19 protein-coding genes are annotated in these 20374 nt (G+C 66.1%); 4 read left to right on the forward strand and 15 right to left on the reverse strand.

All coding sequences use genetic code 11. From position 1 onward, the window contains the following. The first annotated feature begins 58 nt into the window (after positions 1-58). Positions 59-2374 (forward strand): TonB-dependent siderophore receptor, encoded by a 2316-nt coding sequence (locus ACLD0W_RS15035; protein WP_410308294.1) that lies wholly within the window; start codon positions 59-61, stop codon positions 2372-2374. Between the two features lie 132 nt (positions 2375-2506). Next, positions 2507-3133, forward strand: coding sequence for a flavin reductase family protein (locus ACLD0W_RS15040; RefSeq protein WP_410308295.1), 627 nt, complete (start codon positions 2507-2509; stop codon positions 3131-3133). Between the two features lie 21 nt (positions 3134-3154). Here the strand turns inward: ACLD0W_RS15040 and ACLD0W_RS15045 are convergent, their stop codons facing one another. The 7 genes from ACLD0W_RS15045 to ACLD0W_RS15075 all read right to left on the reverse strand — a co-directional run bounded on the left by ACLD0W_RS15045 (position 3155) and on the right by ACLD0W_RS15075 (position 10186). Beyond that, positions 3155-3841, reverse strand: a complete 687-nt coding sequence (locus ACLD0W_RS15045; RefSeq protein ID WP_410308296.1) for a TetR/AcrR family transcriptional regulator — start codon at positions 3839-3841, stop codon at positions 3155-3157. Positions 3842-3926: 85 nt separating this feature from the next. After that, entirely contained in the window at positions 3927-4631 is a 705-nt protein-coding gene (locus tag ACLD0W_RS15050; protein ID WP_239549866.1) for an ABC transporter ATP-binding protein, read from the reverse strand. Continuing rightward, entirely contained in the window at positions 4628-5407 is a 780-nt protein-coding gene (locus ACLD0W_RS15055) for an ABC transporter ATP-binding protein (RefSeq protein ID WP_410308297.1), read from the reverse strand. The genes ACLD0W_RS15050 and ACLD0W_RS15055 overlap by 4 nt, the downstream gene beginning before the upstream one ends. After that, a complete protein-coding gene (locus ACLD0W_RS15060) occupies positions 5404-6348 on the reverse strand; it encodes a branched-chain amino acid ABC transporter permease (protein WP_204430758.1) in 945 nt (314 codons plus the stop codon). Before ACLD0W_RS15060 ends, ACLD0W_RS15055 begins: the two co-directional genes overlap by 4 nt. Further along, positions 6345-7217 carry a branched-chain amino acid ABC transporter permease gene (locus ACLD0W_RS15065; RefSeq protein WP_410308298.1) on the reverse strand — a complete coding sequence of 291 codons (873 nt, stop codon included), beginning with the start codon at positions 7215-7217 and terminating at the stop codon, positions 6345-6347. The genes ACLD0W_RS15060 and ACLD0W_RS15065 overlap by 4 nt, the downstream gene beginning before the upstream one ends. 65 nt (positions 7218-7282) lie before the next feature. Then, positions 7283-8506 carry an ABC transporter substrate-binding protein gene (locus tag ACLD0W_RS15070; protein WP_204430760.1) on the reverse strand — a complete coding sequence of 408 codons (1224 nt, stop codon included), beginning with the start codon at positions 8504-8506 and terminating at the stop codon, positions 7283-7285. Positions 8507-8557: 51 nt separating this feature from the next. Next, positions 8558-10186: an AMP-binding protein gene (locus tag ACLD0W_RS15075; RefSeq protein WP_410308299.1), complete on the reverse strand. Its 1629-nt coding sequence runs from the start codon at positions 10184-10186 to the stop codon at positions 8558-8560. A gap of 142 nt (positions 10187-10328) precedes the next feature. Between ACLD0W_RS15075 and ACLD0W_RS15080 the strand changes: the two genes are divergently transcribed. Beyond that, positions 10329-10805 carry a YchJ family protein gene (locus ACLD0W_RS15080; RefSeq protein ID WP_410308300.1) on the forward strand — a complete coding sequence of 159 codons (477 nt, stop codon included), beginning with the start codon at positions 10329-10331 and terminating at the stop codon, positions 10803-10805. Positions 10806-10967: 162 nt separating this feature from the next. Here ACLD0W_RS15080 and ACLD0W_RS15085 read toward each other — a convergent pair whose 3' ends face one another. Further along, complete coding sequence (locus ACLD0W_RS15085) at positions 10968-11753, reverse strand: siderophore-interacting protein (RefSeq protein ID WP_410308301.1); 786 nt, start codon at positions 11751-11753, stop codon at positions 10968-10970. A gap of 112 nt (positions 11754-11865) precedes the next feature. Between ACLD0W_RS15085 and ACLD0W_RS15090 the strand changes: the two genes are divergently transcribed. Then, the gene (locus ACLD0W_RS15090; protein WP_410308302.1) at positions 11866-12300 is read left to right on the forward strand and encodes a MarR family winged helix-turn-helix transcriptional regulator; all 435 of its coding nucleotides are present in this window, start codon (positions 11866-11868) and stop codon (positions 12298-12300) included. Positions 12301-12347: 47 nt separating this feature from the next. On the opposite strand, the gene ACLD0W_RS15095 is transcribed toward ACLD0W_RS15090, so the two are convergent. Genes ACLD0W_RS15095 through ACLD0W_RS15125 form a run of 7 tightly spaced genes read right to left on the reverse strand, consistent with a single transcriptional unit; the run spans position 12348 to position 20156 of the window. Continuing rightward, the gene (locus ACLD0W_RS15095; RefSeq protein WP_410308303.1) at positions 12348-13562 is read right to left on the reverse strand and encodes an MFS transporter; all 1215 of its coding nucleotides are present in this window, start codon (positions 13560-13562) and stop codon (positions 12348-12350) included. Next, positions 13559-14020, reverse strand: a complete 462-nt coding sequence (locus ACLD0W_RS15100; protein ID WP_228233647.1) for a MaoC family dehydratase — start codon at positions 14018-14020, stop codon at positions 13559-13561. The genes ACLD0W_RS15095 and ACLD0W_RS15100 overlap by 4 nt, the downstream gene beginning before the upstream one ends. Positions 14021-14053: 33 nt before the next feature. Beyond that, positions 14054-15229, reverse strand: a complete 1176-nt coding sequence (locus ACLD0W_RS15105; RefSeq protein WP_410308304.1) for a thiolase family protein — start codon at positions 15227-15229, stop codon at positions 14054-14056. Then, a complete protein-coding gene (locus ACLD0W_RS15110) occupies positions 15229-15654 on the reverse strand; it encodes a Zn-ribbon domain-containing OB-fold protein (protein ID WP_410308305.1) in 426 nt (141 codons plus the stop codon). Before ACLD0W_RS15110 ends, ACLD0W_RS15105 begins: the two co-directional genes overlap by 1 nt. 2 nt (positions 15655-15656) lie before the next feature. After that, positions 15657-16811, reverse strand: coding sequence for a thiolase family protein (locus ACLD0W_RS15115; protein WP_410308306.1), 1155 nt, complete (start codon positions 16809-16811; stop codon positions 15657-15659). Beyond that, positions 16808-18772, reverse strand: coding sequence for an acetoacetate--CoA ligase (locus ACLD0W_RS15120; RefSeq protein ID WP_410308307.1), 1965 nt, complete (start codon positions 18770-18772; stop codon positions 16808-16810). Before ACLD0W_RS15120 ends, ACLD0W_RS15115 begins: the two co-directional genes overlap by 4 nt. Positions 18773-18803: 31 nt before the next feature. Then, positions 18804-20156, reverse strand: coding sequence for a short-chain fatty acid transporter (locus ACLD0W_RS15125; RefSeq protein ID WP_410308308.1), 1353 nt, complete (start codon positions 20154-20156; stop codon positions 18804-18806). Positions 20157-20374 lie beyond the last annotated feature (218 nt).

Raw genomic sequence — 20374 nt, forward strand, 5'->3', positions numbered from 1 at the left:
GCCCGATTTGTTCCCTCGCCGGTCATGGAAGGTAAAAGGCCTCAACAGGAGACGCTTCATGCCTTCTTTTCCCACTCTGCGGCTGGCCGGTGCCTGCCTGATCGCCACCCTGGCGATGCCCGCCGGCGCCGCGCCCCTCAACCTGCCCGCCCAGCCGCTGGATCAGGCGGTCACCGAACTGGCCCGCCAGACCGGGCTGACCATCGGCGGTGACGCCGGCCTGCTGCGCGGCCACCGGGCCCCGGCGCTGAACGGCGACTACGCGCCGCTGGATGCCCTGCGGCTGCTGCTGGCCGGCACCGACGTGAGCTTCCGGGTCACCGGCGACGACAGCGTCATTCTGGAGCAGGGCAACACCCTGGAAGCGGTGCAGGTGAACGGCGAGGCGGAAGCCGCCGGCCTGGCGCCGGTGTACGGTTACGTGGCCCGGCAAAGCATCACCGCCACCAAAAGCAGCGTGGCACTCAAGGAAACCCCGCAATCGGTGTCGGTGGTGACCCGCGAGCAGATCGAGAACCAGAACGCCCAGACCCTGGACCAGGCCCTGGCCTACACCCCCGGCGTGCAGTCACTCACCGGCGGCGCCAACAGCACCACCAGCGACGGCCTGCAGATCCGCGGCTTCAACGTGACCGGTTCCAGCCCGTTCTATCTGAACGGCACCAAGCTGGCCCGCAACACCTTCAGCAGCACCGTGGAGCCCTACGGCATGGAGCGCATCGAGCTGCTGCGCGGGCCGGCTTCGATCCTGTACGGCGCCGCCGCCCCCGGCGGCGTGGTCAACATGGTCAGCAAGCTGCCCACCCGACAACCATTACGTGAGATCCGGCTGCAGGGCGGCAACCATGATCGTCGCCAACTGGCGGCGGATGTGAGCGGCCCGCTCACCGACGACGGCGCCCTCGCCTACCGGCTCACCGGCCTGACCCGCGACAGCGACACCATGGTCGATCACGTTCCCGATGACCGGGACTTCCTGCAAGGCGCACTGGCCTGGCAGCCCACCGACGCCACCCGGCTGACCGTGTTCGCCGCCTACCAGAAGAACGACACCACCTATGTCTACGGCCTGCCCGCCGCCGGCACCGTGCAACCCAACCCCAACGGCCGCATCGACCGGGACCGCTTCACCGGCGAGCCGGGCTTCAACGAGTTCGTCTCCGAGAGCTACACCCTGGGCTACCTGCTCAACCATCGCGTCAGCGACAACTGGACGTTCCGTCAGAACGGGCTCTACTTCACCGCCGACGCCGACTACGCCGACATCTTCGTCGGCGGTTACGCCGCCGACCAGCGCACCGTCACGCGCGGCGCCTACGCCCGCCAGGACGACAACCACAGCTGGAGCCTGGATAACCAGCTCGAAGGCGTCTTCGACCTGGGTCGGGTGCGCCACACCCTGCTGTTCGGGGTGGACTACAACGAGCAGAGCTTTGCCCGCGAGCAGTACAGCGGCACCGTGGCACCGCTGGATCTGTACGCGCCGGTGTACGGGTCGCCGGTGGTGCTGGGCAACGCCCCGATCTCCGACTATGAATCCGATAACCAGCAACTCGGGTTCTACGCCCAGGATCACATCAAGGTGGACGACCGCTGGGTGATTCTGCTCGGCGGTCGCTACGACCGTTTTGACAACGAGCAGCGCGACCGGCTCACCGGCGACCGCGCGACCACCTATGACGACAGCACCTTCACCGGTCGCGCCGGCCTGGTGTACCTGTTCGACAACGGCTGGGCGCCGTACCTGAGCTACTCGCAGTCCTTCGAACCGGTGGAGGGCAGTACCGGCGTCAACTACGACCCCACCGAAGGCGAGCAGTACGAAGCCGGCCTGCGCTATGCGCCGGATGACCGCAATCTGTCGGTGACGCTGTCGGTCTATGACCTGACCCAACAGAACGTACTCACCACCGACCCGGCCGGCGGCCCGCAGATCCAGGAAGGCGAAGTGCGCTCGCGCGGCGCGGAACTGGAAGCCCGGGCGGAGTTCGACAACGGCCTCAGCCTGATCGCCGGCTACGCCTACACCAACGCGGAGGTCACCAAGAGCAACAACGGCAACGAAGGCAACGAGCCCGGTGCCGTGCCCGAGCACAGCGCCTCGCTGTGGGCGGACTACCGCTTCGGCGGCGCACTCAGCAACCTGAACGTGGGCGCCGGTGCCCGCTATATCGGCAGCACCTATGACCTGGGCAATACCGTGCGGGTGCCGGACTACACCGTGTACGACGCCCTGGTCGGCTACTGGCTCAACGACTGGCGGCTGGCGCTCAACGTGCAAAACCTCACGGACGAAGACTACGCCACCTGCACCTACCTGTGCTTCTACGGCCAGGAACGCACCTACACCGCCACCGTGACCTACCGCTGGTAGGGCTCTGGCATCGCGGTCGGACGACCGCTCCTACCGGAACCACCTACCTGTAGGAGCGGCCGTCCAACCGCGAGCGGCTTCCGCTCACGTCACTTCTGGCCCGCGCGTTACCGCCTGCGGTAGCATGCCCCCATGAGCGACGACATTCATTTCTATCAGCCCTCCGCCGGCCACGGCCTGCCCCACGACCCTTTCAACGCACTGGTGGCACCCCGCCCGATCGGCTGGATTTCCTCGAAAAGCCCGGACGGTGTCCTCAACCTGGCGCCCTACAGTTTCTTCAACGCCTTCAACTACCGGCCGCCGATCGTCGGCTTCGCCAGCATCGGCTACAAGGACAGCGTGCGGAACATCGAGGCCACCGGGGAATTCGGCTGGAACCTGGCCACCCGCCCCCTGGCGGACGCCATGAACCAGAGCTGCGCGGCGGTGGCACCGGACGTGAACGAGTTCGAGTTGAGTGGTCTGACGCCGGAGCCGTCACGGATTATCGACGTGCCCCGGGTGAAGGAAACCCCGGTGTCCTTCGAATGCCGCCTCAGCCAGGTACTGCGCCTGACCGGCGCCGACGGCGCCGAGACCGACACCTGGCTGGTGCTGGGCGAGGTGGTGGGCGTGCACATCGCCCGGCATCTGCTCAAGGACGGCATCTACGACACCGCCGCCGCCGAGCCGATCCTGCGCGCCGGCGGCCCGGCGGATTATTTCACCGTCAACGAGACGACCCGCTTCCAGATGTATCGACCCAAGACCCCGTAGGCACGGTGTTTTTCGCTGCGCCTATGAATCCAGATAGCGCTCCAGCACGTCGCGGATCACCTCGGCGTAATGGTTCACGCAGATCTTCTGCTCCCGGTATTTGCCGCGCTTGAGGTACCAGTCCTGCAGCATCGCCTTGGTGAGCGAGGCGAGCAGGCGGGCGTTGACGTCGCGGTAGGCGCCGGCGGCGATGCCTTCCTCGATGATGGCACGGAAGATGTCTTCCACTTCCCGCTCGATGGCGACGGCGTCGCGCTTCTCTTTCTCCGGCAGGCTTTTGGCTTCCATGTAGGAGAAATAGAACCAGGCGCGCATGATTTCGCTGAGATACAGATGCGCCTGGATGGCGGTGAACAGCTTGTCGCGCGGGTCGGTAATGTCCCGGGTGTGACTGAGCAGGGTCTGGCGGGTGAGCAGGATGCCGTGGCTCTGGATCAGGTGGATCAGATCATCCTTGTTGCGGATATAGGCGTACAGCCCGCCCATGCTGAGGCCGGAGTCGGCGCACAGGTCCCGCAGGCTCATGGCGTGAAAGCCTTTCGAGTTGGCCAGGCGCAGGGTGGAATCGATGATCCGCACTAAATTGCGCACCGCCACCGCTTCCTTCTTTATGCGAATCTTGTCCTGGTTCTGCCGGAACAGCTCCCGGCAGATGTCTTCCTTGGACAGACGCAGGTCCACTTTAAAGGCGTCGTAATCGGGGATCATGGGTCGTCAATGGGCTGAAAAGCGGTGAGTATAAAAGAGGCGGGGCCGGTTGCACCAAACCCCGCCGCCAATTCGCCGCCGGCCCTCAGGCGACCGACAGGAAACGGTTCTGGGTGTCCACGTCCTGTTTCAGTTCGGCACTGGGCGCCTCGTGGACCACCCGGCCTTTTTCCAGAATATAGGCGCGGTCCGCGTGCTTGAGGGCAAAGTGCACGCTCTGATCGGTGAACAGGATGGTGGTGGTATGCGACAGATCGTCGATCAGGCGGCCGATCTGCTGCACGATCACCGGCGCCAGCCCTTCGTTGGGCTCGTCCAGCAACAGCAGACGCGGCTCAATCATCAGCGAGCGCGCCACCGCCAGCATCTGCTGCTGGCCACCGGACAGGGTGGCGCCGTCCTGGTCGGCCAGCTCCGCCAGCATCGGGTACTCGTCGAAGATCCTTTCCACGCTCCAGGCGTTCTCGCCGCCGGGACCGCGCCGGTCCGCCACGTCCAGATTCTCACGCACACTCAGGCCGGGAAAGATGCGCCGGTCCTCCGGCACATAGCCGATGCCCAGCCGCGCGATGCGGTGCGGCGCCAGGCGGGTGATGTCCCGGCCCTGCCAGGTCACCGTGCCGGCGCGCGGCGGCGTCAGCCCCACGATGCTTTTCAGGGTGGTGCTTTTGCCGGCGCCATTGCGGCCCAGCAGGCACACGGTCTCGCCCTCGTTGAGCGCCAGGGTCACGCCCTGCAGGGCCTGGCTCTCGCCGTAGTAGGTGTGGACGTCATCAAGTTGAAGAATCATGCGCCGGCCTCCTGTTCTTCCTGGTCTTCTTCTCCCAGATAGGCGCGCCGCACTTCCGGGTGGTTGCGCACTTCCTCCGGCGTGCCCACCACCAGCGCCTCACCCCGGTGCATTACCAGGATGCGATCGGCCAGGCTGAACACCACCTCCATATCGTGCTCGGTGATCAGGAAGGTGTAGTCACCGCTGTCGGCCAGGGACTTCACCAGAGCGGTAACGCGGCGGGTTTCATCCGGCGTCATGCCGGCGGTGGGTTCATCCAGCAGCACCAGGCGCGGTCGGGTGGCCAGCACCACGGCGATTTCCAGCAGGCGTTTGTCGCCGTAGCTGATCACGCCGGCACGGCGCTCCGCCAGCTCGCCGATGGACAGCCGGTCCAGCAGCGCCTGGGCTTCTTCCTGGAGCACGGTGTCGCGGGACGCCAGGTTGAACCAGCGTCGGCTGTGGTGATGCAGCGCCGCCAGCGCCACTTCCACGTTCTCGCGCACCGTCATCTCGGTGAAGATATTGTTGATCTGAAACGAGCGCGACACGCCCAGCCGGCTGATCCGGTGCGGCGGCAGGCCGGTGATGTCCTGGCCGTCCAATAACACCTTGCCCCGGGTGGGCGTCATGCGGCCGGACACCATATTGTAGAAGGTGGTCTTGCCGGCGCCGTTGGGACCGATGATCGCCAGTGTCTCGCGGGGCTGTACGTCCAGGGTGATGCCCGATACCGCGGCGTTACCGCCGAAGTGCTTGGTCAGGTCTTGGATGCTCAGAATCGGTTCGCTCATTTTCGTTCCAGCCACCAGTCAAGGAAGGTACCCAGCAGGCCACGCCGGAAGAACATCACCATCAAGGCCAGCACGATGCCGAGAAACAGCATCCACGCCTGGGTAATGCTGGTGATCCAGGTCTCCAGCAGGATGAACATGGCCGAGCCCACGAACGGACCGAGAAAATAGCCGGTGCCGCCCAGAATCGACATCAGCACCGGTTCCGCCGAGGTCGACCAGTGCAGCATTTCCGGGCTGGCCACGCGTAGGAACGGGGCCATCAGGCCGCCGGCCAGGCCGGCGAAGGCGCCGCCGAGGGTAAAGGCGGCCAGCCGGTAGCTGCGCACATTCAGGCCGCAGAACGCCACCCGTTCCGGGTTCTGACGGATCGCCTGCAGGATCATGCCGAACGAAGACCGGCCGATCAGGTAGAGCACCGCCGCGGCCAGCACCACGAACACCAGCACCACGTGGTAGTAGACCGCCGGATTACCCAGTGTCAGGTCCAATCCCAGGCCGAAATCCCCCAGGGTGAAGCCGGCGATGCCGTCGCTGCCGTTGGTCACCGAACGCCAGTGATGGGCCACCGAGAACACCATCATGCCGAACGCCAGGGTCAGCATGGCGAAGTACACTTCGTTGAGGCGCACGCTGAAAAAGCCAATCACCAGGGCCAGCAGCGCGCCGGCGCCCACCGACAGCAACAGGCAATAGAGAAACGGCCATTTCAGATGCAGCAAGGTCATGGCGGTGGCATAGCAGCCGACGCCGAAGAACGCCGCGTGGCCGAAACTGAGCATGCCGGTGTAGCCGAACACCAGATTAAAGCTGGCGGCGAACAGCCCCATGATCAGGATTTCGGTGACGATGAAAATATAGAAATACGGCGCGAACCAGGGTAGCGCGACCAGCCCGATCAGAGCGACCAGCAGCGCGCCGAGCAGAATCATCTGTTTCATGCGGTGGCCCCCTTGCCCATGATGCCGGTGGGTTTGAACAGCAGTACCAGCGCCATGCCCACGAACGGTAGCAACATGTTGATCTCGGGCATATAGCGCCCGCCGAAGCCGTGCATCAAACCCAGCGCCAGGGCGCCGATCAGCGCACCGGGAAAGCTGCCAAGACCACCGATCACCACCACGATAAAGGATTCGATAATGATCTTGTCGCCCATGCCCGGGTCGATGGCGCGCATGGGTGCCGCCACCGTGCCGCCCACCGCCGCCAGCCAGGCGCCGAACGCGAACACACCGGTGACCACAAGCTTGGTATTGATGCCCAACGCCTCCGCCATGTCCCGGTCCAGGGCGGCGGCACGCATGATGCGCCCCACCCGGGTGCGGTTGAACAGATACCAGAGACCGGCCAGCAGCAGCAGGCCGACCAGAATCACGAACAGGCTGTAAATGGGATAGCTGGGCCCACCAAACACACGCACGGTGCCCTGCAGAATCGGCGGCGGTTCCACCACATGGATGCCGGAGCCCCAGATGGACCGCACCGATTCATTGATGATCAGCAGCAGCGCGAAGGTCAGCAACAGGCTGTCCGCCACGTCGCGCTGATAGATAAACCGCAGCACCAGCCGGTCGATCAGCACCGCCACCGCCGCCACGCCCAGCGGCGCCAGCAGCAAGGTGGGCCAGAACGACAGGCCGACCAGATTGATCAGGGTATAGGCCAGATAGGCCCCGAGCATATAGAGCGCACCATGCGCGAAATTGATCACGTTAAGCACGCCGAACACGATGTTCAGACCCACCGCGATGACGAACAGCAGCAGGCCGATATCCAGACTATTGAGTAAAGCCGCGCCAAAGCCGGACATGACACCCCCGTAACACGGAATTCAGGGAAGGGAACCGCCGGCCGGGGCCGGCGGCATCAGGGTGGTCAGAGCTTGCAGCCGGTTTCCTCGATGGTGCGGGAAACCTTCTCGCCGTCGAAGATACGCAGGTCCGCCAGGGTGCGGATGCCGTGCTTGTCGTTCATCGGGCCGGACTTGCCCCAGTTGGGGCCGACCAGCGCCTGATGGTCGCCGGCGCGGAAGGCGATGGTGCCGTTGGGGGCGTCCAGGCTCATGCCGCTGAGGGTTTGAGCCAGTTTGTCGCCGTCGGTGGAGCCGGCGCTCTCGATGGCTTTCTTGTAGGCGTACACCGCCGCGTAGGCGCCTTCCGCGTTGTAGCTGGGCGGCACGCCGTAGCGGTCGATGTAGGCACTGACAAAGCGCTTGTTCACATCGTTATCAAAGCCGTCGTACCAGTAGCGCGTGGACAGCCAGACGCCTTCCGGCATCTGCTCACCCAGGGCGGAAAGCACCTCGGTGGCGGCGCCCACGGTGAACATGATTTCCATGTCCTGTTCGAAGAAACCCAGGTTGTTGGCCTGGCGCACGAAGTTGACCAGGTCCCCGCCCCACACCGAGATCAGTACGCCGTCGGGCTTGGCGGCCATCACGCCATTGATGAACGGGGTGAAGTCCTCGGCGCCGAAGCGCGGGAAGGCGGTGTCGCTCATCAGCTCCACGTCCGGATTGGCTTCCTTGAGGGCCTTACCGAAAAACTCCCAGGACTGATGGCCAAAGGCGTAGTCCGGGCCAATGGTGGTCCAGCGTTTGGCACCGGTTTCGCCGGCGATGATGGCGGCGGCCTTCATGTTCTGGGCCACGTTGTTACTGATCCGGTAGGTGTAGGCGTTACAGAGTTTGCCGGTCACGTCCGGGGTGGCGGCGTGGGTGATGATCAGCGGCTTCTTCAGTTCCGGCATCACCGGCACCAGGCCCTGGGCCACGCCGGAGCTGTCCAGGCCCATCAGCACGTCGGCCTGATCCTGGTAGACCAGCTTGCGGGCCGCCTGGATCGCCACCGATGCCTTGCCCTGGCTGTCCTCGGTGATCACTTCCAGATCGCGGCCCATGACGCCGCCGTCCTGGTTGATTTCGTCGATGGCCAGTTGAATGCCCTGCTGGGCAAACTTGCCGTAGTTGGCGGCGCTGCCGGACAGAATATAGATGGCGCCGATGCGGATCGGATCGTCGTCCGCCCAGGCGGGGGCGCCGGCCAGGCCGGTAACGGCCACCAGCGTGATCAGGAGTCGTGCGGGTTTGAGCAGTTGCATGACGGGTCCTCTCTTTTTATCAGTGTTGTTGTCGTATGTTTTTTCCCGTGGCTAACCGGCGAGCCGGTCGCGCAGCACATTCTTGCGAATCTTCCCGGTCACGGTTTTCGGCAGCGCGCCCAGCACCACCTTTTTGGGAATCTTGAAGCCGGCCAGGTGCTGGCGGCAGAAGCCGATCAAGTCATCCACGTCCAGCTCCGGACCGGGCCGCGGGTCGATAAAGGCGCAGGGCACTTCGCCCCACTTGTCGTCGGCCATGGCCACCACCGCCGCTTCCGAGACACGCGGATGCCGATAGAGCACCTCCTCCACCTCCAGGCTGGAGATGTTCTCGCCGCCGGAGATGATCACGTCCTTGGCGCGGTCCTTGATCTCGATGTAGTGGTCCGGGTGCATCACCGCCAGGTCGCCGGTGTTGTACCAGCCATCACGAAACGCCTCGGCGGTGGTCTCCGGGTTCTTGAGATAGCCCTTCATCAGGGTGTTGCCGCGCAACTGAATCTCGCCCAGGGTCTCGCCGTCCGCCGGCGCCACCCGGCGGCGTTCGTGGTCGTAGACCCGGGCGTCGTTGACGGCGAAGTTGATCACCCCCTGACGGGCCATGCGGGCGGCCAGTTGCTCGGTGGGCAGCGCCGCCCAGTCCGGTTGCGGCACGCACAGGGTGGCCGGGCCGAAGGTTTCGGTCAGGCCATACAGGTGGGTGATGTCGAAGCCCAGCTCACGGGCCTTGCGGATCACCGAACTGGGCGGCGCGGCGCCGCCCAGGGCAAAGCGCGCCGGCCGGCTCAGGGCCCGCCCACGCTGGTCCATGTCCGCCAGCAGCATATTGAGCACCACCGGCGCGCCGCAAAGATGGGTCACCCCGCGCTCTTCCATGCGCCGGTAAATCAGGTCCGGGTCCACCTTGCGCAGACACACATGGGTGCCGCCCACGGCGGTGATCGCCCAGGTGTAGCCCCAGCCGTTGCAATGAAACATGGGCAGGGTCCACAGGTAGACGGTGTCGGCGTTCATCTCGAACGCCATGGCGTTGCTCATGGCCGCCAGGTAGGCGCCGCGATGGTGATAGACCACGCCCTTGGGATTGCCAGTGGTGCCGGAAGTGTAATTGAGGGTGATGGCGTCCCACTCGTCCGCCGGCGTGCGCCATTGATCCGGGTCACCGGCGGTGTCCAGCCAGGCTTCGTAGCGCGCGCCGTCCAGGCTGGCGGGGCCGCCGTCGCGCTCGATGGCGACGGTTCGCGGCGGTGTCGTCAGACCGGCCAGGGCGTCCTTGATCACCGCTTCGTATTCGGTGTCGTAGATCAGCACCCGGGCCTCGCCATGGTCCAGGATGAACCCCAGGCTGGCGCCGTCCAGGCGGCTGTTGAGCGCATTCAGCACGGCGCCGGCCAGGGCCACCCCATAGTGGGCCTCGAGCAGTTCATGGCCGTTCGGCGCCAGCACCGCCACGGTATCGCCGGGGCCCACCCCGCTTTGCGCCAACGCTGCCGCCAGCCGGCGGCAGCGGGCCAGGAAGGTGCGATAGTCCAGGGTCATGTCGTCGTCGATCACCGCCACCTTGTCGGGAAACACGGTGGCCGAGCGCCGCAGGAAAGACAGGGGCGTCAGCGCCGCGTAGTTGGCCGCGTTCCTGTCCAGCCCGTTCTCATACTTATCGTTGTTGTACTTATCGTTCATGGCGATTACCGACCTCTGAGGTTTTACCGGGCCCGCGCGATGCCGTGATTCTTTTTTCAACGCCCCTTAAAAATAGAGCGAGCGCTCGAAATATTCAACACACCGGAGGCGAAATTTTCCGGTTCTGGCAGAATAGCGCCCCATGACCGATACCGACCCGCGACACCCAACCCCTTCCGACGCCTGCCCCTGCGGCGCCGATCTGCCCTATGAGGACTGCTGCGCCCCGCTGCATCGCGGTGAGCCCGCGCTCACGCCGGAGGCGCTGATGCGCTCGCGCTACAGCGCTTTCGTGCGCAACGACACCACCTATGTGGCCAGAAGCTGGCATCCGGATACCCGCCCTACCGGGCTGATGCTGGATGACGGCGACCACTGGCTGGAACTCAGGGTGCTGGATAGCGACTCCGACGGCGACCGGGGGCGGGTGCATTTCCGCGCCCTGCGCCGGCGCGGTAAGGGGTTTTCCGTGCTGGAGGAACACTCCCGCTTCGTGCGCGAGGACGGGCACTGGTTCTATGTGGACGGCGACAGCAAGGTGAGCAATCTGAAGCCGGGCCGCAACGAGCCCTGCCCCTGTGGCAGCGGCAAGAAATTCAAGAAGTGCTGCGCGGCGTAACGGGAGAAAGGAAAAAAGAGCGGGCCTTCCGTGGCCCTGGGGGTAAGAATGGATCACGACATGTCTGTATCGTGGCGCTCAGTATCGGTGCCCCCGGGCCGGGGGCGATAGCCGGTTCGCGCGCGTTTCTTGCCCGATCCTGCCCCGGCCTCTCCGGTTCCTTCATCCTTCCTTTTCTTTGCGCTTTTCGATCTGGTGGCGGTCCTCGGTGAGGCCGATCTGCCAGTAGCCGCTGGCGTAGAGGCGGCCGCGCTCCACCTGGCGTTCCTGGGTGAAGTAGCGGCGCAGGGCGCGCACGGCGCCGCTTTCACCGGCCACCCAGACCGCCGGCGAGCCGTCCAGCCAGGGCAGCGCCAGCACCGTGTCCACCAGCCCCACCGCCGGCTGCTCCGGGTAGGGATTGACCCGCCAGGTGACCTGGATACCGTCCGGGAACGGCAGCGGCTGCTGGTCGGCGGGGTCGAGAATATCCAGCACCGCGTAGCCGCGGGCGTCCGCCGGCAGGCGCTCGATGTTGGCGCCGATGGCGGGCAGCGCCGACATGTCGCCGGCGAACAGAAACCAGTCGGCGTCGAAGTCCACGAACTTGGGGGCGCCGGGACCGGCGAAGCCGATGCGGTCACCGGGTCGGGCGGCGGCGGCCCAGCCCGAGGCCGGTCCGTGGTCGGCGTGCATCATGAAGTCCACGATCACCTCGCCGCGCGGACGATCAAAGTGGCGCAGGGTGTATGTCCGCACGAAGGGTTTGTGTTGTTCCGGGGTGTCGTTGAACGGCGGCAGGGCAATGTCGGTTTGCCCGGGCTTGGGAATCAACAGTTTGAAATTGGCGCTTTCGTGGTCTTGCGGAAAATCACTCAGGTCGTCGCCGCCGAGCACCACCCGTTTCATGTTCGGGGTCAGGGTCTCGGTGCGCAGCACCTCCAGGATACGGGGCGCGGGTCTGGGCATGGGTCACCTCAAGGAAAACGGGGGCGCTTGTGGCGCCCCGGCAATTAGTAGACAATATCAACCATAAATTCACTGGTTGATATTGTCAACCAATTACATCACATTGAAACCCATGCCACACCAAGCCGATATCCGCCAGGTGCTCTGGCAGCTGGCCTTCCAGTTCAAGGTCAGCAGCAAGCGGGCGATCCGCGACTACGATCTGCCGATCAACGGCATGCACGTGCGTCTGCTGCAGATGATCGCGCGCCAGCCCGCCTGCACCGCCCAGCACATCGCCGCCACCACCGGCCGCGACAAGGGGCAGATCACCCGCGTGATCAAGGAGCTGGAGACCATGAACCTGGTCACCCGCACCCCCAACCCGGAGGACCGCCGCAGCCAGTTGCTGGCGCTGAGCAAGACCGGCCAGGGACTGATGACGCGCATTCAGGAGGCGGAGGATGAGGTCAGACAGACGCTGCTGAAAGGCATCCCGAAAAAAGACGTGGACGCCTTTATCGAGATCGGTAACCGAATGCTCGAGAACTTGCGGGAAGACAGTTAAAAAAAGCGCGGCTTGCGCCGCGCCGAACCATAACTTTTTTTCGCGAGTTAGCGTTCGTATTCCTTGAGCTTCTGCATGGCGATGGTGCCCACCACCGGCCCGATGGCCAGCAGACCGAACGCCGCCGGCCAGCCCCAGGCGTTCTGCACCACCGGAATCAGCCAGAGTGTCGGCACCGTCAGCACGAAGCCGATGGCCAGCTGAAGGGTCAGAGCGGTGCCCACGTATTGTTGATCGCCCAACTCGGTGATCACGGTGGAGAACTGCGCCGAGTCCGCCACCACCGCGAAGCCCCACACCAGGCCCACCAGCAGCACCAGCGGCAGCGGCGCGCTGTGCAGAAAGCCGATCAGCAGCGCGCAGGCGCCGGATACGATCATCGCCGCCGAGGTGGTGTTGCCGCGCCCCCAGCGGTCGCCCAGTTCGCCGCCCACCCAGCAGCCCACGGCGCCGATGGCGATCACCAGAAACGCCAGCAGCGCGCCGGTGCCGCCGGGCTCCGCCCAGCCGTCGTTGTGCAGCACCTGGGTGATGAACACCGAGAACCAGGCCCACATGGCGTACAGCTCCCACATGTGGCCGAAGTAGCCGATCGACGCCAACCGCACCGGCCGGTCGGAGAAGGCCCGCAACGCCTGCCCCGGGTTGAACGGCGCGCGCGGAAAATCGAAGGGGCCGTCACTGCCCAGAAACTCGGCGATCAGCCCGCCGGCCAGGGTCAGCACCGAGGTGGCGACGATCACCAGACGCCAGTCCAGCCCGCCCAGGCCATTGACCAGATGGGGGGTGGCGGAGCCAAGCGTCAGCGCGCCCACCATGATGCCCAGGGCGGTGCCCCGCTTAACCTTGAACCAGGTGGCCATGGCCTTCATCGCCGGCGGATAAACGCCGGCCAGGAACAGGCCGGTGAGCCCGCGCAGCAGCATGGCGCCGGTGGTCCCGGGTTCGCTGAGCAGCAGCAGATTGGCCAGCGCCGCGCCAATGGAACCGAACAGCATCAGCCGCCGGGGCGGGATCAGATCGGCCACGTTGAACAGCGCCGAGCCCAGGGCCCCGACCACGAAGCCGAGCTGCACGCTGATCGTCATCCACGCCGCCTGACCCGGCGTCAGCGACCACAGCTCGCGCAGTTGCGGCACCACCGCGGTGGCGGAAAACCAGGTGGTCATGCCCAGCAACATGGCGCCGGCGAGGATCGTCAGTCCCCGCCAGCAGCCGCGCGGATCACGGCGAATAACGGCGGCCGGATCCACAGTGTTCATCGTGGCAGCGCGGCGGTGTAGGTCACCGCTTCACCGCTGATGCAGACTTCGCCGTCCTGGTTTTCCACGGTGGTGCGGATGGTGCAGAACGGCTTGTCCTCACGCACATTGAGCACTTCCACCCGGCCGGTGATGGTGTCGCCCACGTACACCGGCTTGGAGAATTTCCATTCCACGCTGAGGAACACGCTGCCCGGGCCGGGCAGGTCCTCGGCCACCACCGCGTTGAGAATGCCGGTGGTCACCCCACCCTGCACGATCAGGCCGCCAAAGCGCGAGGCTTCCGCCGCCGCCTTGTCGGTGTGCAGCGGGTTGTAGTCGCCGCTCATTTCGCTGAACAGCTCGATGTCTTTCTCGGTGACGTCCTTTTTGCGTTCCGCGATCTGGCCTTCGCGGGGCATGCCGTGACGGGTCTCGGTCCAGCCGTTAACGGCCTTGGCTTGATCATTGGCGCTCATGGGTACTCCTTTTCATTCATGATTCAGTGTTGTTCAGGCAAGTCGTTCCAGCACCACCGCGTAGCCCTGGCCGCCGCCGCCGCACAGGGAGGCCACGGCGTAGCGGCCCTGACGGCGACGCAGTTCCCGGGCGGCGGTGAGCAGCAACCGGAAACCGGTGCCGCCCAGCGGGTGGCCCAGGGCGATGGCGCCGCCGTTCACATTGACCTTGTCGGCGGGCAGATCCAGGTGCCGGCAACTGGCGATCACCACGGCGGCGAACGCCTCGTTGATCTCGAACACGTCGATGTCGTCCAGGCGCAGGCCGGCGCGGGCCACCGCCTGCTCGATGGCGGCGGCCGGTTTCAAGTGCAGGGTGTTGTCCGGCCCGGCCACTTCCGCCCAGGCGCGGATCCGGCCCAGAGGCGTGACGCCGGCGGCCTCCGCCTCGGCCAGGGAACAGACCAGACCGGCGGAGGCGCCGTCGGTCATTTGCGAGGCGCTGCCGGCGGTGATGGTGCCGCCTTCCTCGAAGGCGGCGCGCAGCCCGGCCAGCTTTTCCTCGCTGCTGTCGGCGCGAATGCCCTCGTCCCGATCCAGCCGTGCCGAACCGTTGTCGAACGGCAGAATCTCGCCGTCGAAGAAGCCGCTTTCCACGGCGGCGGCGGCGCGCCGGTGGGAGGCGGCGGCCAAGGCATCCTGCTCCGGACGCTGGATGCCCAGGTCCCGGTTGGCGCGCTCCGACAGCGGGCCCATGCCCTCGTCGGTGAGCGAACACCACAGGCCGTCGTTCATCATGATGTCGGTGAACGCCAGCTCGCCGGGACGGCGTTCCGCCTGACGCATCAGCCGGGCGTGGGGCGCGCGGCTCATGGAGTCGCCGCCGCCGACGATATAGCGCCGCCCCTCGCCCAGGCGGATACGCCGGGACGCATCGGCGACACTGGCCAGCCCGGCCAGGCACACATTGTTGAGAGTCAGCGCCGGCACCCGCCAGTCGACGCCGGCCTCGGCGGCGATCAAACGGGCCGGGTTCTGGCCCTGGCCGGCCTGCAGCACCTGGCCCAGCAGCACGCCGTCGGCGCGCTGAAAAGCCGGATAGCGGCGGACCAGCTCGGCCACCGGCGCGGCGCTCAGGGTACGCGCCGGCACCGACGCCAGGGCACCCAGATAGCGGCCGAACGGGGTGCGGATGCCGTCCAGCAGCACCGGTTCAAGATGGGCGTCCATCAGTCTTTCTCCTTGTGAGCGAACTCCTCGGGAACGAATTTCGGCAGCACTTCACCACCCTGCTCCACCCAGTGCACGCGCACCGCCTGACCGATGCGCACCTGCTCCGGCGCGCAGCCCACCACATTGGAGAGCATTCTCGGGCCTTCCTCCAGATCGATCAGCGCCACCACATAGGGCACGTCTTCCTGGAACGCCGGGTGGCCGGGTTTGTGCACCACGATGAACGAAGCCACCGTGCCCCGTCCGCTGGCGTCGCGCCATTGGAGGTGGGTCGACCAGCCGTGCGGGTCCAGGGCGCGGGGGTAGAACACCCAGCGGTCGGAGTCCGGGCAATACTGCAGCCGCAGGCGGCGCTCACGGCAGCCGTCCCAGAACGGTTGCGACAGCGGGCTGGCCTGGGGGCCGGGTTTGCTGAGGGTCATGGTCAGTCCTCCCGACGCAGCACCAGAGCGGTGGCTTCGCTCATGGTGGCGCCATTGCCGGTAATGAGAGCGTGGCGGGCGTTGGCGATCTGCCGGCCTTCGGCCTGGTGTCGCAGTTGCCGCACCGCCTCGATGAGGTGGGACATGCCGCCCGCCAGATCGGCCTGGCCGAACGACAGCTGCCCCCCGTGGGTGTTGAGCGGCTGGTCACCCTCCGCGCTCAGGTCGTGGGCCGCCAGCCAGGGGCCGCCCTGCCCCGGCGGGCACAGGCCGGCGTCTTCCACGGTCACCGCCAGCATGATGCTGTAGCAGTCGTACAGCGACAGCAGGTCCATGTGGCCGGCGTCCACGCCGGCCTGCTGGAAGGCCCGGGCCATGGCCGGTTTAAGCGGACCGGAGAGCAGGTCCGGCGCGCCGGAGATGGCCCGGTGGGTTACCTTTTCGCCGGCGCCGGCCAGCAGCACCGGCGGCTGCCGCAGGGTCCTGGCCCGGCGTGCCGAGGTGACCACGAAGGCGGCGCCGCCGGCGCAGGGCATCACCACTTCCAGCAAGCGCAGCGGTTCCGCCACCCAGGGCGAGTTGAGCACGTCGTCCACGGTGATCGGCGCGTCGCGGAAAATCGCCTGCGGATGACGGGCGGCGTTGCGGCGCTGGGCGGCCACCGCCGTGGCCAGCTGCTCGCTGGTGGTGCCGTAATGATGCATGTGCGCCTGGGCGATCATGGCGTAGGCGGCGTTGGCGCCGGAGGCGCCGAACGGCACGTCGAACTCGCGGATCGGGTTGCGGTTGGGCGAGCGCGGCGGCGTCGGCTCGCGGGTATTGGCCAGCACGCACAGCACCGCCTCGCACATGCCGGCGTTGATCGCCGCCGCCGCCCGCCAGGCCATGCCGGCGCCGGACGCGCCGCCCAGGTCCACCACATTGCTCATGGTGGGCCGCAGGCCCAGGTACTCGCTGACCGTGGCCGGCACGTGCTGGGGCGTCTCGCCCACCTGCGGGCCCACCAGCAGGCCGTCGATGGCGGCCGGCTCCAGGCCGGCGTCGGCCACCGCCTCGGCGCTCACCCGGGCGATCATGCCCAGGGTGGTTTCGCCCTCGGTGCGGCGCGTCGGGGTCAGCTCGGCGATGCCGGCGATGGCGCAGTCCCAGTGGCTCATGCCCGGACCTCCGCCACCGTCACGAACTCATCCAGACAATCCGGATTGAGCAGCGAACCTTTGTTTTTCACCGGCTTGCCGGTGAGCAGTTGCAGCACCGCTTTCTCTACCTTCTTGCCGTTCAGCGTGTAGGGAATTTCCGGTACCGGAAAGATGCGCTTGGGCACATGGCGGGGCGACGCCTCGCGCAGCAGCGACGAGCGAATGCGCTCCTCCAGGCCGTCGTCCATGGCCTGCTCCGGGCCGGTGACCACGAACAGCCACAGGTCCATATCGCCGCCCTCCGCCGGGTAGCCGATCACCAGGGAATCCTCCACCCCGTCCAGGGCCTCCACCACCCGGTAGATTTCCGAGGGGCCCATGCGCACGCCGCCGGGCTTGAGCAATGTATCGCTGCGGCCGGTGATGACGATGCCGCCGCTGGCGGTGAAGTAGGCCACGTCGCCGTGGGTCCAGATGTCGGCGCGCTCGCCGAAGTAGGTGTCCAGATAGCGCTGCCAGCCGTCGTCGCCCCAGAACCCCAGGGGCATGGACGGGAACGGCTCGGTGCACACCAGGTCGCCGTGGCGGCCCAGCACCGGAATATCCCGTTCGTCGAGCATGGCCATGGCCATGCCCAGCGCCGGCACCTGGATCTCGCCGGCGCGCACCGGCCCGGCCGGGTTGCCCATCACGAAGCAGCCCATGATTTCGGTGCCGCCGGAAATCGACGCCAGGCACAGGTCGGCCTTCACCGCGCCGTAGACCCAGCGGAAGTTCTCCTCGGTGAGCGGCGCGCCGGCGCTCATCACCATGCGCAGGGCGGACAGATCATGGTCATCGCCGGGCCGCCGCCCGTCCTGCTCCAGCAACGACAGGTACTTGGGGCTGGTGCCGAAATGGGTGGTGCCGGTCTCGGCGGCGATGCGCCACAGCACGTCGTGGTCCAGGGTGCCGTCCCGTTTCGGCAGGGCGGCGCCGTCGTAGAGCACCAGGGTGGCGCCGCTGGCGCGGGCGGTGATCATCCAGTGGTACATCATCCAGGCGGTGGAGGTGTAATAGAGGACGCGGTCACCGGGGCCGATGTCGCAGTGCAGCATGTGCTCCTTGCGATGGGTGATCAGGGTGCCACCGGCGCTGTGCACGATGCACTTGGGCAGGCCGGTGGTGCCGGAGGTATAGATCACGTAGAGCGGATGGTTGAACGGCAGCGCCACATAGTCCGGCCGGGCCGGCGCGCCCCGGGCCAGCTCGTCCAGCCGCTGGCCGGGGACGTTGGCCCCGGGCGCCTCGCCGTCGCCGCACAGCAGCAGGTGAGCCACGTTCAGTTTGTTGGCGATCTCCGCCACCCGCTCGCCGATGTCATGCTGGCGGCCGTTGTACCGGTAGCGGGGCACCGCCACCAGCACCTTGGGTTCGATCTGGCCGAAGCGGTCGAGCACGCCGTTGACGCCGAACTCCGGCGCGCAGGCGGACCAGATGGCGCCGATGGAGGCGGTGGCCAGCACCAGCACCAGGGTGTCCAGGGTGTTCGGCATCAGGCCGGCGACCCGGTCGCCCTCGCCCACATCGAGCGCACGCAGCGCCTGCTGGGCACCGGCCACCCGCTCACGCAATTGCGCCAGGGTCACTTCCCGGCCGACGCCGTCCTCGCCGGTTTCGATCACCGCGATGTCGGCGGCGTCCCCGGCCAGCAGGTTCTCGGCGAAATTCATCCGCGCGCCAACAAAAAAGCGGGCGCCGATCATGCGTGCCTCGCCGTCGCGGCTCAGCACCTGATCGTAGTCGCTGGCCAGGGGCGCGGCGAAGCGCCAGAACTCGGCCCAGAAGTCTTCCAGGCAGGTTACCGAGTAGCGATGCAGGTCGGCGTAACCCGCGCCTTCCAGACCCACCTGCCGGGCGAAGCGCGCGATCTGCGTGTCCGCCGCCTGTTGCGGGGTGGGCGTCCAGCACAGCGGCGCCAGGTTTTCCGTGTAGCTCATTGATGCACTCCTGTTTTTTCTCAGGGGAAACTCAGCCGAACAGCGGCGGCAGCACGGTGATGCCGAGGCCGAAGATGGCGAACGCGAACAGCATCATCACCGCGGTGTAGCCGACCACGTCGCGGGCCTTGAGGGCGGTGACGCCGAGCAGCGGCAGCATCCACATGGGCTGGATGGCGTTGGTGAGCTGGTCGCCGTAACCGAACGCCAGCACCGTGACCGCGTTGTCCACGCCCAGGCTTTGGCCGGCCTGGATCAGCAGCGGGCCCTGCACCGCCCACTGGCCGCCGGCGGACGGCACCATCAGGTTGACCACCCCGGCGCTGATCATGGCCAGCAGCGGGAAGGTGCCCGGCGTGGAGATCGACACCAGCCAGTTGGCGAACACGGTGACCAGGCCGGAGCCGGCCATCATGCCCATGATCCCGGCGTACAGCGGAAACTGGAGCACGATCTGGCCGCAGGCGCGGATGCCGTCGTCGATGGCGTTCACATAGGCCATCGGGGTGCGGTAGGCGATCAGGCCGAACACCAGCAGCGCGAAATTGACCAGGTTCAGGTTCAGATCGAAGCCGTTGCTGTAGAAGTGCCAGACCAGATAACCCAGGCCCGGAACCACCAGCATCCAGTTGAGGATGGCGGCGTTTTCCAGTTTCTCCGCCAGGGTGGTTTCGCCGTCTTCCTGGCGCGCCTCGCTCCGTGCCTCGGGCTCCGCTTCATCGTCACTCACTTCCTGCACGTCATCCGGGTTCGGGTGCATGGCCCGGTAGATCAGCGGGATGATGATCAGATAGGCAATAAAGGTGATCAGGTTGGCCGGCGAGAAGATGGTCTCGGAGACCGGAATCAGTCCGATCTGGTCGATCAGGAAATGATCCTGGGTGTTGACCAGCAGCGGTGCCGACGCGGACAGCCCGAAGTTGAAGATGATCAGCCCGGAGAAGCCGGCGGCGGCGGCCAGCGGATAGTGCACCTTGATGCCACGGGCCTTGGCCTGGCTACACACCTCACGGGCGGCGATGGCGCCGACGATCAGGCCCAGGCCCCAGCTCAGAAAGCCGAACACCACCGCCAGCACCGTCACCAGCATCACCGCCTGGCCGGCGCTGCGCGGTAGCGCGGCGGCGCGGCGCACCGCCCGGCGCACCGGCGGCGAGCTGGCCAGTACATAGCCGAACAGCAGGATCACCACCATCTGCATGGAAAACTGCAGCAGATTCCAGAAGCCGTCGTACCAGTGGCCGACCATCTGCGCCGGGCTCTGGTGGGTGATGACGATGCCCAGCAGATACACCACCGCGGACAGCAGAATGGCGAAAATAAAAGGGTTGGGAATGAATTGACGGGAAACGCGCGCGCATATCGCGCCGGCGGCCTGCAGCATGTTGTTGTCCTCCACCTGTCGTGTCGGTTTTATTATTCGAACGCTCTCGTTGCGGTCGGCCGACCCGACAAACACGGGACTGTACCGACTGGTCCATACACTAGAATGACCGGTCGGTCGCTGTAAAGCCCGGGCCTGCTGTTAAGCGATACCGTGAAGTCGCACAGAAGAATCAGCTTAACTCATTGATTTTCAATTAAAATAAGAAAAAACAATGA

The organism is Alloalcanivorax sp. C16-1 (genome assembly GCF_046507805.1).
Lineage (GTDB): Bacteria > Pseudomonadota > Gammaproteobacteria > Pseudomonadales > Alcanivoracaceae > Alloalcanivorax.